The organism is Caldifermentibacillus hisashii (assembly GCF_039654145.1).
Taxonomy (GTDB): Bacteria; Bacillota; Bacilli; order Bacillales; family Caldibacillaceae; genus Caldifermentibacillus; species Caldifermentibacillus hisashii.
Genome location: NZ_CP155467.1, coordinates 1,388,264 through 1,401,837 on the forward strand (window position 1 = coordinate 1,388,264; position 13,574 = coordinate 1,401,837).

Here is a 13,574-nt window from a genome sequence, read left to right on the forward strand (position 1 = left end):
GGGCAAGAGCAGATTGAAAAGGCAAGTCAAGGGCTCCCACCTCAAAATTCGAATGAATAAGGAAGTAGGTGGGAGAGAGACTTTCCTGATCTGGCCGATTTGGTGGACAAGGTATCATTTGTGAATGCGCTAACAATTAGGTATAATAAATTTGTAATAATCATATATTACAAGGAGGTATTTTCATGTTTGATTTAAAGGGCAAAATTGCAATTGTTACAGGTGGTGCTTCCGGAATTGGACTGGCTACTGTAAGAGCATTTTTGGAAAAAGGGGCTAAAGTTGTTTTTGCAGACTATAATGAAGAAGCAGGTCGTAAAGTTGAAAAGGATTTGAAAGATACATATGCTGATGTTGTATTTGAAAATGTGGATGTATCTGATGAAAAATCGGTAGAAAAATTAGTTTCTGGAACCGTTGAGCGCTTTGGACGATTAGATATAATGGTCAATAACGCCGGTGTTGGTATTTTAAAAGCCTCCCACGAATTATCGGATGAAGAGTATAAACGTGTGATTAGTATTAACCAAGATGGAGTATTCTACGGTTGTAAATATGCCATTCAAGAAATGTTAAAAACAGGTGGCGGAGCAATTGTGAATACGGCTTCGATTCTTGGTTCTGTCGGTGAACCGGGTGCTATGGCCTATAATGCCAGTAAAGGTGCAGTTAACTTAATGACCAAATCTCTGGCTGTTGAGTATGGAGACCGTGGTATTCGAGTGAATGCTGTTGCACCGGCCTATGTGGAAACAGGTATGGTAAATAAAGAAGCATTAGGCGATTTTTATGATAGTTTGGTAGCAAGACATCCGATCGGTCGCTTAGGCAGACCTGAAGAAATAGCTCATGCAATTGTTTTCTTGTGTGAAAATGAATTTGTTACAGGTACAACTGTACTTGTGGATGGAGGATATACAGCAAAATAATTTTGCAAAATTCAGAACCGCTCTTGAGAAGAAATTCTTAAGGGCAGTTCTTTTTAAGAGAAGTTTCGTGACTTTATTTCACTAGTTGAAAAAGGCAGCAGGAAAGTTGTGGACAGTTCCATTACCGGTCAAGATGTTACTGAAGAATATATTGACTTAGAATCACGTTTGAAATCGAAACAAGCGGTAGAAAGCAGATTACTTTCATTCATGGAACAAGCGGAAAAAACAGAAGACTTATTAGCTATTTCCAAAGACTTGGCTAAAGTTCAGGAAGAAATAGAAACCATCAAAGGTCGAATGAACTATTTGGAAAATAAAGCTGATTTAGCAACGGTCACGATTTCAATTGAGGAAAATAAAGTTGAAGTGAAAAATTTAGGTGATAGTCAATTAAAAACATGGGAAAAAACAAAGGAGCAATTTAAGAAAAGCATCAATTTTTTAATTAGTGCGTTTTCGAGTCTATTTATTTTTCTTATTGGGTATTTACCACTCTTCTTCTTACTTGGTATTATTGCTTTCATTATAATTATCATCATACGAAAGCGGAAAAAAATGAGAAGGATAACTGCTCCATTTAATCCCCGTCTTAAACGCGGGGATAAAATTTTTTCAAATTGAACAGTTTATAAAAAGAGATTTATTTATGATAATTTGTGATATAATTAATAATGTAAAAAGTTATTTCCCTTTATAGGAAATATAAAAGGAGTGGAAAAAATGGCAAATATTGTTTTTATTTCACCGAGTAAATATGTGCAAGGAAAAGGTGCTTTAAAAAGTATAGGTACATATGCAAAAGATTTTGGTAAAAAACCTTTAATTCTCGCTGATAAAATTGTATGGGGTATAACGAAAGAAACAATCATTGGAAGCTTCAATGAAAGTGGTTTAGATTATCACTATATTGAATTTAACGGTGAAGCGTCAACAAATGAAGTGAAAAGAGTTGCAGGAATGGGTGAAGACAATGGGGTTGATGTTGTCATTGGTGTTGGCGGAGGAAAAACACTTGATACTGCAAAAGCGGTAGCGGATGAGCTGAACCAAAATATAATCATTGTACCGACAACAGCCTCAACTGATGCTCCGACCAGCAGTCTTTCCGTCATTTATTCGGATGAGGGAAGGTTCGAATCTTATCGTTTTTATAAGAAAAATCCGGATCTTGTTCTTGTCGATACTGCAGTTGTGGTTAAAGCGCCTGCTCGTTTGTTCGCTTCCGGAATAGCCGATGCGATGGCCACTTGGATTGAAGCAAGAGCAACGATAAAAAGTAATGGAGAGGCAATGTCCGGCGGCAAACCTAGCATCGCAGCCCGGGCCATTGCTGAAGCTTGTGAAAAAACATTATTTACATATGGTGAGGCTGCATACCAAGCAGTTAAAAAAGGAATCGTTACGAGTCAAGTAGAGGCGGTGGTGGAAGCAAACACATTACTTTCCGGAATTGGTTTTGAAAGCGGCGGATTGGCAGCTGCCCACGCCATTCATAACGGGTTTACCGCATTAAAAGGTGATATTCACCATCTGACTCATGGGGAAAAAGTGGCTTACGGAACATTGACTCAATTAGTATTAGAAAACCAGTCAACTGAAGAGATTTTGAAATATATGAGATTTTATCAAAAACTTGATCTCCCTGTGACGTTAAAAGAATTACATTTGGAAAACGCGACTTATGAAGATTTATTAAAAGTGGGTGCAGGAGCTACTGCTGAAGGGGAAACAATGGGAAATCTTTCTGGTGAAATTACTCCGGAAGATGTGGCGAACGCCATCATAGCCGTAGACCAAATCAGCAAATTATTGTAGAAATCAATCATTTAAATCACTTACCAAAAGAACCGGATAAACAACCGGTTCTTTTATGTTTATTTTTCATCTGAAAAATTAAGAAAATGAGAATTGACATTGTTGTGTATTAGCCATATAATACACATGAAGATGTATTATGGGGTTAGTACAGTATAAAATTTAGATTTACATACATCGTCCATGAAAATTTACGGTGTTATAATAAATTAGGTGTATGAAATAGTTAATACATTAACAAGAACGAGTTGTATTGAAATATTGCAAAATGGTGTGCCTTTCCTGTATTAAGTGATTAATACAGATCTATATTTTACGAAAAGTGGTGCAGATGATTACACACTATGTTTATAGGAGATGGGACTGTCTATGAATGTCAAATTTAATAATCGGGATCCTGTTTACGTTCAAGTGGTTCGCTATTTTAAGGAACAAATTGCAAAAGGCTTTTTTGAACCGGGGCAGGAAATCCCGTCGAGACGTGAACTGGCTCACCGATTAAAAATTAATCCCAATACGGCACAAAGAGCGTATAAGGAAATGGAGGAACAAGGGTTGATTTTTACAGAGGGGAATTTACCAAGTCGGATTACAAAAGATGAAGGGGTTTTGAAAAAAGTGCGTAAAGAGTTGATTATGGAAGCGGTTGAAACATTTGTCCATTCCGTGCGTACAATTAATGTACCACTTGAGGAAGTTCTTTATATAGTCAAGGAATATTATGAAAAGGCTGATTATGTAAGGGGGAATACCCATGATTGAAGTAAAAAATGTAACAAAAAAATTTGGTCGGAAAGAAGTATTAAAGGGAGTTTCATTTACGGCTGAAAAGGGGCAAATTACATGTTTAATCGGGATTAATGGTGTAGGAAAAACAACGATTATGCAAGCAATTATGTCGTTAATCCCAATTAATAGCGGGGAAATTTTCATTGATGGAAGTAAACTTACAAAAGACAGTTATGAAAAAATCACCTTTATTCCAGATACAATAACGATGCCTCCGCAGATGCGAATAGGGGATGCTTTTGCCTTCATGGCCGATTTTTATCAAAGCTGGAATCAAAAACGGGCAGAAGAGCTGCTTGAATTTTTTAAATTAGAAGAAACAGAGCGGATTAGTGAATTATCAAAAGGAAACACTGCTAAAGTGAATATACTGCTTGGTTTGGCTTTAGATGTTGACTATTTATTAATGGATGAACCGTTTTCCGGGATAGATATTTTTAGTCGTGAAGAAATTGCAAATGTGTTTACCAGTCACCTAATTGAAGATAGAGGGGTTATTATTACCACCCATGAAATTAATGATATTGAGCATCTGATTGATAAAGTCGTTCTGATAGACAATGGTGTAGTGTTGAAAGAGTTTCATGTTGAAGAAGTCCGAGAAAAAGAGGGTAAATCAGTCATTGATGTGATGCGGGAGGTGTATGAATCATGAATCGGTATTTGAAACTTGTCAATTTTGAGTTCAATCGTTTTTTCAAATTATACATTGTTCTCGTTATCGTAACGATTATAATGCAAATTTTCGCAGTTATTGTGGAGTCAAGAGGATATATGCGGGAGGCCAAGAATGTTATTTATGGTGATATGATGTCTAAAGCCGATTTTATTAAAAATTACGAAGCGTTTACAATGCAAAGAGTCGTTCAATCCAATTGGTTTTATTGGTCGATTGCATTATGTGTCGTTGTTCTTCTAATCTATGTATTTTTTATTTGGTATCGTGATTGGCTCGGTAAAAATTCGTTTATCTATCGATTGCTAATGCTTCCAACTGCAAGATTGAACCTGTACTTTGCGAAAGCGACGGCAATCCTAATATTTGTTTTTGGATTAGTTGCCCTTCAACTTCTCTTGTTCTTGATTGAAATGCAAATAATGAAATGGATTGTTCCTGCCGAATTTCGGGTGGATCTGCCTATAAAGGAATATACCGATTTTAATTATTTGTCGGTCATTCTTCCAGGTTCCTTAATAGATTTTTTACTATTTTATGGGATGGGGATTGTTGCGGTTTGCGTTACGTTTACGGCAATTTTATTTGAACGCTGCTATCGTCTGAAAGGGATTATTTTTGGTATTTCTTATGGACTCGTTTCTGTCGGATTTTTCTTGATGCCCCTTTTGATTGATACTTTTGTACTTAATTATTATTTTTTCCCGGTGGAGCTGTTTGTTATGGAAGTTATTGCCGGTATCATTGTATTAATTGGAGCAGTATGGATTGGAAATTACCTATTAAAATACAAAATCAGAGTTTGATGGGGGGCTTCTCGGATGAAGAAATATTGGAAAATCATTGTTGTTTTGATCATTACCGTCATTACGGTCGGAACTTACTATATTCGTAGCAGTTTTGCATCACGGACCGTTCCTGAATTTGAGGTAAAAAAAATAAGCGGTGATGAAAAGGAATTGCAAGATTTAGTCATTCATGGTGATTACAATGTAAATGACATTCTCTATTCATTTAAGATTTTGAACGGAAAAACGATGAATATAAACTATGATAGTATTATTAGTGAAATAGTGGAACTACCATCACAGTTTGAAAAAATAATGAAGGAACATAAGAACTTTTTGCGGCAAAAAGTGTTAAATCCGGGAAATTTTTATGAAGATAAAGCTTGGCTGGCCTATGCTGAATATGAAATAGAGAACACGTTTAGCGGTATGACAAATAAAAATGAATTTCTTATAGAAGTATTGGATAAAAAAACAAATGAAACAGTAGCCTTTGAAGTGGCCATACCGGATGGTGAAAATTATTATACGATTAACATAAATGATGTACAGTTGTTGAATGGTAAGGTAAAAGTATTGACAAATAACTTTAGCGAGGACAGTAGTGAGGAGGCACATCTTTATGTTTTTGATTTAAAAGAAAAAAAGCTCATCCGTGACGATGTCATTTTAAAAAATAGTGAAGGAGTAGAAAATGGAAACTGGACGTCATTTTCTATAAATAATGATAGCCTTTCTTTAAAGCCAAGTGAATATGCCTTATTTTTATTGCAAAGGGTTCAAGAAGAGATGAACGAAAATACAAAAGAAGTTGAAGAGAAAATATTAGCAAGTGAGTGTTATGTTTATAATTTTGAAAAGGAAGTCTTGGAAAAAATAAATCATGAGGAATTAGGAATGGTTGAAGCGGCATCATTACATAATTCGACCGTATTTTTGCAAAATCAGATCGATAATCGCCTGGAAGTGGTTCCATATGATATTGAGACTGGGACTTGGCGTGAAAAGATTTTATTTAATGTTCCTCAGACTTCCGAAAATACTGACAATGATGATTTACACGCAGAACCGTTTATTACTGTTTTGAATGGCAAAATTTATATTATTAATGCGATTGATGATGGATATTCTTTATTTATCGGTGATTTATCTACCGGACAATCTTTATATGAAGGCAAAATCGTGGCAAAGCATAAAAAGATTAATCAATATAATGATAAAACATATTTTAAATTAATAGAGCCAAAATCATAAAGTGGTGACAGGAAGGGAGGCGATTTCTAAAAACCGGGCTACATGCCCGGTTTTTATGACTCCTTAAGTGGGATTTTCCCATCTGTATCAATAAACGCTTAGTTAACATTTTTTGAACTTTGCCAATACATTTGTCGCAACCGGTATTTTTGTAATTTACCTGTTGCTGTCTTTGGCAAAGATTCAACAAAATCAACGGATTTCGGTGCTTTGAAATGGGCCATATTGTCGCGACAATAATCAATGATTTCTTGTTCGGTAACGGTTGCTCCGGGTTGAAGAACGATGATAGCTTTCGGAACTTCTCCCCATTTTTCATCGGGCACCGCAATAACAGCAACTTCCAAAACAGCAGGATGCCTGTATAATACACCTTCAACCTCTGTTGATGAAATATTTTCGCCACCGGAGATGATGATATCTTTCGCCCGGTCGCGAATTTCAATATAACCGTCTGGATGGGTTACGGCTAAATCACCGGTATGGAACCAACCATCAACAATTGCCTCCCGTGTTTTATCCGGATCTTTATAATAACCTTCCATTACGACATTCCCGCGGGCAACAATCTCACCGAGTTCGTGACCGTCCCATGCCACTTCTTCACCATTTGGACGGATCACTTTTGTCTCACCGTTAAAGATTAATTCGATTCCTTGACGTGCTTTTATCGTGGACTGTTCTTCCAAATTTTTGTTTTCAAACGACCTTTTCCATTCACAATATAAAATAAATGGAGATGTCTCCGTTAACCCATATACATGGATAATATCCAAATTAAGAATATCTTGAGCTTTTTGGATTAATGCAGCAGCCGGTGGTGAACCTGCCACGGCCATTCGGGGGCTCGTTTCGATATTTATTTCTTTTGCAGCCGGGTGATTTACAAGCATGTTAAGAACAGTCGGCGCCCCGCAGAGTAAAGTTATCTTGAGCTCTTCAAATAAACGCAAAATAACAGGAGGGTCAACCTTTCGTAAACAAACATGTGTAGCTCCTGCCGCGGTAATTGCCCAAACACCTCCCCAACCATTGGCGTGAAACATCGGTAATGTATGTAAATAAACATCATCATGCCCAACATGCAAGTGGTATAAAAAATCAGCTGCGTTTAAATAATTGTTTCGATGAGTTAACATAACGCCCTTAGGCCGGGATGTAGTTCCACTTGTATAATTTATCGTTAACAATTGTCTTTCATCAATTTCCACTTTCGGTAATGGTATGTCGGGAGCGTGATTAATAAAATCCTCATAGTCGACCCCGTTTAAAGACGTTTCAAACCCATCGGTTGCGACGATAATAATTTGATCCAAAACTAATTGATCTTTAATTTTTTCAATTGCCATGGCAAATTCGGCATCAACTATAAGCATTTTCGCATCACTATGATTGATAATATATTCCATATCAGAAGAGGAAATTCGATAGTTTAAAGGAACCATTACGGCACCTAATTGGCTAATTCCGTAAAAACATTCCAGCATATAATGGGTATTCGGCAACATAACTGCAACATGATCTTTTTCCCTGATCCCGGCTTGATATAATGCTTTTGATAGTAAATCCGTCCGTTCTGAAAATTGTTTATACGTAAATTTTTTCTCGCCATCAATAACAGCAACTTTATTTGGGTAGTATTTTACAGCTCGTCTTTTCCAATCCAAAGGTGTTAATGAAGTGAACACGGGCAACAGCTCCTTAATAATGTATTGTTGATAGTTTAAAAGAATCTTTCTAAAGTGTGTTCATATAAAAAAATGTAATCGATTACAATGATTTTACTATTCTTATGCTTTTTATGTCAATAATATTAAAGCAATTATAAATACTTAAAACAAAGCTTTTCCTTAACATCTACTTATCGTTTTGTTATCATGAATGTATCATGACCAATGTCGGAATGAATTTTCCCAGAAAAGATAAATTAAAAATAAACAGATTCTACAGCATCGAGGAGTGGAACTATGGAAATTATAATAAGTCAAAACGCACTTGAATGGTTTAAGGAGTCAATGGGCTTAAAAAAAGGTGATAAAGTTAAGTTTTTTAGTAAAATTTATGGGTCGAGTCCGGTACAAAAAAACTTTGCCCTTGGTTTTACCCAGGATAATGATCCGGTTGATATGGCTGTTTACACCGAAAAGGATGGTATCGATTTTTATGTAGAAACTTCCGATGTTTGGTTTTTTGATGGACATGATCTCCATGTAAATTATGATCCGAACGATGATGAGCTTACATTTGATTATGTAAAGCCGGAATAAGCTAATCATTTTGTTCAGCCCCGAAAAAGGGCATTTTTCTATAGCACACGCCTAAAGCACAATTATTTTGAGTCGTGTTAAATGTAGGGAAAAGAAAAGGCAGATCGAGTAAGTAAAGCGATCTAGTTACCATTTGTTAAAGAGAAGTTACAAAAATAATATGTTTTTTCACGAGTCTTATCTATTTTTAGCTGATAAGGCTTTTTTATTTATAATTTTATTCGGGATTAATTCATTTAAAAATCTTTGACAGAAGTGAAAAAATAAGGTATAGTGCTAATGGCGAACAATAAAATAAAATTTATTTAAGATTATTCGTATATAGAGGTGATTATTTTGCGAAAAGTATTTGATTATGAGGACATTCAACTGATTCCTGCTAAATGTATTGTAAAGAGTCGAAAAGAATGTGATACAACAATTGAATTTGGCGGACGAAGATTCCGTTTACCGGTCGTTCCTGCCAATATGCAAACAATTATTGATGAAAAAATTGCCCTATATTTAGCTGAAAACGGGTATTTCTATATTATGCATCGCTTTAATCCGGAAAAGCGGGTCGATTTTATTAAAGATATGCAGGCCCGTGGGTTATATGCATCGATTAGTGTTGGTGTAAAGAATGGAGAATATGATTTTATCCAACAGCTGGCCGATGAAAATCTCGTTCCGGAATACATTACTATTGATATTGCACACGGTCATTCGGATTCAGTGATTGACATGATTAAACATATTAAAAAATTGCTTCCGGAATCGTTTGTTATTGCCGGAAATGTCGGGACACCGGAAGCGGTAAGAGAATTGGAGCATGCCGGGGCAGATGCGACGAAAGTGGGAATTGGACCCGGGAAAGTATGTATTACGAAAATAAAAACCGGTTTTGGGACAGGTGGTTGGCAATTAGCTGCATTAAGATGGTGTGCAAAAGCCGCAACAAAACCAATCATTGCCGACGGTGGAATCCGGACACACGGCGATATTGCCAAATCGATCCGTTTCGGTGCTTCTATGGTTATGATTGGTTCGTTATTTGCCGGTCACGAAGAATCACCGGGAGAAACAAAAATCGTTGACGGTAAAATTTACAAAGAATACTTTGGTTCGGCTTCCGAGTTTCAAAAAGGGGAAAGACGGAATGTCGAGGGGAAGAAAATGTGGGTGGAATACAAAGGCCGGCTTCAAAACACACTGACGGAAATGGAAGAAGACTTGCAATCATCCATTTCTTATGCCGGTGGAAATAAATTAAGTGCTCTCCGTCAAGTTGATTATGTAATTGTCAAAAATTCAATTTTTAATGGGGATAAAATCTACTAGAGTAAAAAAAGGTTCATTACCTTTTGTAAGCAGAACAAAAAATCATATGATGTTTCTTCTCGTAAATTTAACAAAGCTCTTTTCATTAATTATGTGAAAAGAGCTTTTCGTTTCATCGTTGCTTAATTTTGTCTCGAACTTGCTTTCATCCTTAAATGTATCATTTTCCATTAGTACAGTTTCGTTCAGTAAATTCCTGCGGCTAATGCATCTTCAACCGTCACATAAGTCAATCCTAAATCACGGGCAACTGCCTCATAAGTAACTTTCCCGTTTAATACATTGACAGCTGATTTGATGGCTTCACTTTCGGTAATTGCCTTCACGAGCCCTTTATTGGCAATTTCTACAGCATATGGGATCGTGACATTTGTCAGTCCAATCGTCGAAGTTCGCGGAACAGCGCCAGGAATGTTAGAAACCGCATAGTGGATTACACCATGTTTGACAAAGATTGGGTCATCATGCGTTGTCGGATGATCAACCGTTTCAAAATTGCCGCCTTGGTCAATTGCGACATCCACAATCACTGAACCCGGTTGCATTGTTTTTACCATTTCTTCTGTGACAAGTTTTGGTGCTTTTGCTCCCGGAATCAAGACGGAACCAATCACCAAATCAGAATCCTTTACCGCATCGGCAATATTGTACGAGTTAGATATCAATGTTTGAATACGTGTACCGAATATTTCTTCCAGCTGACGGAGCCGATTTGAATTTAAATCGACAATGGTTACATTAGCACCGAAGCCAAGCGCGATTTTTGCCGCATTTGTACCAACAACTCCCCCACCGATAATGGTTACTTTGCCACGTTTCACACCAGGTATGCCGCTTAGGAGAATCCCTTTACCACCCTCGGATTTTTCTAAATATTGGGCACCGATTTGTACAGCCATTCGACCGGCTACTTCACTCATCGGTGTCAATAATGGTAGTGTTTTATTGACTGATAATGTCTCATAAGCGATTGCTGTCACTTTATTTTCTATCAGTGCTCTGGCTAGTTGAGATTCATTTGCCAAGTGAAGGTAGGTAAAAATGATTAATCCCGGTCGAAAATATGGATACTCTGACGGGAGCGGCTCCTTTACTTTCAATATCATTTGTGCCTTTTCCCAAACTTCCGAGGCGCTATTTATAATTTTTGCACCGGCCTGTTCATATTCTGCATTTGAAAACGAACTGCCTTCCCCTGCATTTTTTTCAATAAGTACTGTGTGTCCTGCACCAATCAATTGGATGACTCCTGATGGTGTAATTGCGACACGATTTTCATTATTTTTAATCTCTTTTGGTACCCCAATAATCATTTTTAACATCCCCCTATTTAAAATGAGAAATATAGTTTTATCGTATATCTTTTACTTCTGAATGACAACTTAAAACATCGGGATATTCGTAATAAAACTTTCGTAAAAAACTACAATTTATTTCACATTTTATCATTTACAAGTGAAAAAAAAGGGAGTAATATATCATCTGTTACCTTGTTTAAGTCGCTGAAACAATATTGTACGGGGGAACCAACGATGGATTTTATATATAAATCCAAGGGGTGAATCCTTTAGGTAGGGATATTCAATGTCCCGAATCCGCCAGCTAACCTCGTAAGCGTTATTGAAAGGGAAGGTGAAATTTTGAATGAAAATATTTGTGTCTACAAAGTCTTGACCGGAGAACTGTAGGCATTTTTTGTTTTCTGTAAAAAAATACTAGTGAACAGCCTGAAGACAAGTTTTTATTTTCTAGATGCGGTCGCAAGCAACTAGCAAACTTCGCAAAGCGGGGGCCATACGCTTTTCTTTATCAAATTTGGTAAGGAAAACCAGCTTTGTTTTGTTTCGAAATGGAAAGTCTAAGTTTACAGATTATTTACTTATAGAAGGTGAAAACTTTGGTAACTGCATTAAAGAGATTGCTTATTGGCAGACCATTAAAATCAACCGAATTAGGTGAACAAAAATTATCCAAAACAAAAGCATTGGCGATTTTATCCTCAGATGCACTTTCTTCCGTCGCCTATGGTCCGGAACAAATTTTGATTGTTTTGGTGACGTTAGGGGCGGCAGCTCTTTGGTACTCACTCCCAATTGCGGTTGGAATTCTAATTTTATTAATCGCACTAATTTTATCTTATCGGCAAATTATTTATGCGTATCCCCGCGGCGGTGGAGCATATATGGTTTCGAGGGTAAATCTCGGTGCAGACTTTGGATTAATTGCCGGTGGTTCCCTATTGGTCGACTATATTTTAACGGTTGCTGTCAGTGTGTCAGCGGGGGCGGATGCGATAACTTCTGCATTTCCAATTTTACACGATCATAAAGTCGCAATTGCTGTCGCCTTTGTCTTACTTATTACTTTATTAAACCTCCGGGGAATTACGGAGTCTGCATCGATACTGGCTTATCCGGTCTATTTATTTGTATTTGCTTTAATTATTATGATCGGTGTTGGACTTTTTAATATTAGCTCAGGTGTGGTCCCTGCAGAAAACCATACATCGATTGGGACACCGGTGGCAGGTATTTCTCTATTTTTATTACTAAAGGCATTTGCTTCAGGAAGTTCAGCTTTAACCGGTGTTGAGGCAATTTCCAATGCGATTCCTAATTTCCGGGATCCGGCTCCGAAAAATGCTGCAAAAACACTAGTTTCAATGGGACTGATTCTTGCTGTTCTTTTTTCTGGGATTACTTTCTTGGCCTATTATTACGGAATTACACCCAGTGCAAGAGAAACCGTTGTTTCGCAGATTGCTTCTCAAACATTTGGTCGAAACTGGATGTATTATTTTATTCAAGGGACAACAGCTTTAATTCTTGTGTTTGCAGCAAATACCGGATACTCAGCTTTTCCACTTTTAGCCGTTAATCTTGCCAGGGATAAGTATTTGCCACGAATGCTTTCAAATCGGGGCGACAGACTTGTGTTTTCTAATGGTATCGTTACTTTAGGTGTAGCAGCCATTATACTGATTTTAATTTTTAAAGGAAATACGGAACATCTTATTCCGTTGTATGCGGTCGGTGTATTTATTCCGTTTACGTTGGCCCAAACAGGGATGATGTTGAAATGGTTACGGGAAAAGCCGGCAAACTGGGTAACAAAATTCATTATCAATACGATTGGTACATTCATTTGCTTTATCGTAACAATGATGTTTTTTATAACGAAATTAACTCAAGTATGGCCGGTGTTTATTTTCTTGCCAATTATTATTATCCTTTTTCATCAAATTCGAAAACACTATGAAGCTGTCGGTGAGCAACTGCGAATTCAAGAAGCAGCTTCTGCCTTACCGATACAAGGTAATATCATTGTTTTACCTGTTTCCGGTATTACGACTGTTGTAGAAAATTCACTAAATTATGCAAAGTCTTTATCACCCGACCAAATTATCGCTGTCTATGTTGGATTTGACCGAGAAAATATTATTAAGCTTGAGGAAAAATGGAAAAAAGTACATCCGGATATAAGAATTGTGACGTTATATTCTTACTATCGTAGTATAATTGGTCCACTTTCCAAATTTATTGATTTTGTTAATAAAAAGGCAAATGAGAATCATTATAATGTGACGGTCATTATTCCGCAATTTATCCCAAAAAAAGGGTGGCATTACTTTTTGCATAACCAATCAAGTTTGATGATTCGTGAATTTTTATTATTGCGTAAAAATGTTGTTGTCAGCACTGTACCATTCCACTTAAAAAAATAATATAACGAA

The 13,574-nt window shown here is 36.8% G+C and carries 11 protein-coding genes, 1 pseudogene and 1 riboswitch; of the genes and pseudogenes, 10 read left to right on the forward strand and 2 right to left on the reverse strand.

The features are described from left to right. Window positions 1–185: 185 nt before the first annotated feature. The 7 genes and pseudogenes from NSQ14_RS06565 (at window position 186) to NSQ14_RS06595 (ending at window position 6,254) form a co-directional block, all read left to right on the forward strand. Window positions 186–929: an SDR family NAD(P)-dependent oxidoreductase gene (locus NSQ14_RS06565; protein WP_034769295.1), complete on the forward strand. Its 744-nt coding sequence runs from the start codon at window positions 186–188 to the stop codon at window positions 927–929. Between the two features lie 69 nt (window positions 930–998). Next, window positions 999–1,553, forward strand: a pseudogene (locus NSQ14_RS06570) (DUF4349 domain-containing protein); the annotation flags it as partial. Between the two features lie 99 nt (window positions 1,554–1,652). Further along, window positions 1,653–2,747, forward strand: a complete 1,095-nt coding sequence (locus NSQ14_RS06575) for a glycerol dehydrogenase (protein WP_034769297.1) — start codon at window positions 1,653–1,655, stop codon at window positions 2,745–2,747. A 369-nt stretch (window positions 2,748–3,116) separates the two neighbouring features. After that, window positions 3,117–3,509: a GntR family transcriptional regulator gene (locus NSQ14_RS06580; RefSeq protein WP_041902128.1), complete on the forward strand. Its 393-nt coding sequence runs from the start codon at window positions 3,117–3,119 to the stop codon at window positions 3,507–3,509. Continuing rightward, window positions 3,502–4,191 carry an ABC transporter ATP-binding protein gene (locus NSQ14_RS06585; protein WP_041846534.1) on the forward strand — a complete coding sequence of 230 codons (690 nt, stop codon included), beginning with the start codon at window positions 3,502–3,504 and terminating at the stop codon, window positions 4,189–4,191. The genes NSQ14_RS06580 and NSQ14_RS06585 overlap by 8 nt, the downstream gene beginning before the upstream one ends. Further along, the gene (locus tag NSQ14_RS06590; RefSeq protein ID WP_227092417.1) at window positions 4,188–5,018 is read left to right on the forward strand and encodes a hypothetical protein; all 831 of its coding nucleotides are present in this window, start codon (window positions 4,188–4,190) and stop codon (window positions 5,016–5,018) included. Before NSQ14_RS06585 ends, NSQ14_RS06590 begins: the two co-directional genes overlap by 4 nt. Before the next feature lie 15 nt (window positions 5,019–5,033). Further along, window positions 5,034–6,254, forward strand: coding sequence for a hypothetical protein (locus tag NSQ14_RS06595; protein ID WP_034769301.1), 1,221 nt, complete (start codon window positions 5,034–5,036; stop codon window positions 6,252–6,254). 98 nt (window positions 6,255–6,352) lie between these two features. Here NSQ14_RS06595 and NSQ14_RS06600 read toward each other — a convergent pair whose 3' ends face one another. Next, on the reverse strand, window positions 6,353–7,942 hold the full coding sequence (locus NSQ14_RS06600) for a long-chain-fatty-acid--CoA ligase (protein WP_346217010.1): 1,590 nt from the start codon (window positions 7,940–7,942) through the stop codon (window positions 6,353–6,355). 279 nt (window positions 7,943–8,221) lie between these two features. Between NSQ14_RS06600 and NSQ14_RS06605 the strand changes: the two genes are divergently transcribed. Together NSQ14_RS06605 and guaC are read left to right on the forward strand one after the other, a co-directional pair. Further along, a complete protein-coding gene (locus NSQ14_RS06605; protein WP_034769313.1) occupies window positions 8,222–8,521 on the forward strand; it encodes a HesB/YadR/YfhF family protein in 300 nt (99 codons plus the stop codon). A gap of 336 nt (window positions 8,522–8,857) precedes the next feature. Beyond that, window positions 8,858–9,841, forward strand: coding sequence for a GMP reductase (guaC, locus tag NSQ14_RS06610; protein ID WP_041847446.1), 984 nt, complete (start codon window positions 8,858–8,860; stop codon window positions 9,839–9,841). A gap of 185 nt (window positions 9,842–10,026) precedes the next feature. Here guaC and ald read toward each other — a convergent pair whose 3' ends face one another. Continuing rightward, entirely contained in the window at window positions 10,027–11,154 is a 1,128-nt protein-coding gene (gene ald / locus NSQ14_RS06615) for an alanine dehydrogenase (protein WP_034769321.1), read from the reverse strand. A 177-nt stretch (window positions 11,155–11,331) separates the two neighbouring features. Next, window positions 11,332–11,473, forward strand: a riboswitch (cyclic di-AMP (ydaO/yuaA leader). 265 nt (window positions 11,474–11,738) lie between these two features. On the opposite strand from ald, the gene NSQ14_RS06620 reads away from it, so the two are divergent. Next, a complete protein-coding gene (locus tag NSQ14_RS06620) occupies window positions 11,739–13,565 on the forward strand; it encodes an APC family permease (protein WP_034769323.1) in 1,827 nt (608 codons plus the stop codon). The last annotated feature ends 9 nt before the right edge of the window (window positions 13,566–13,574 follow it).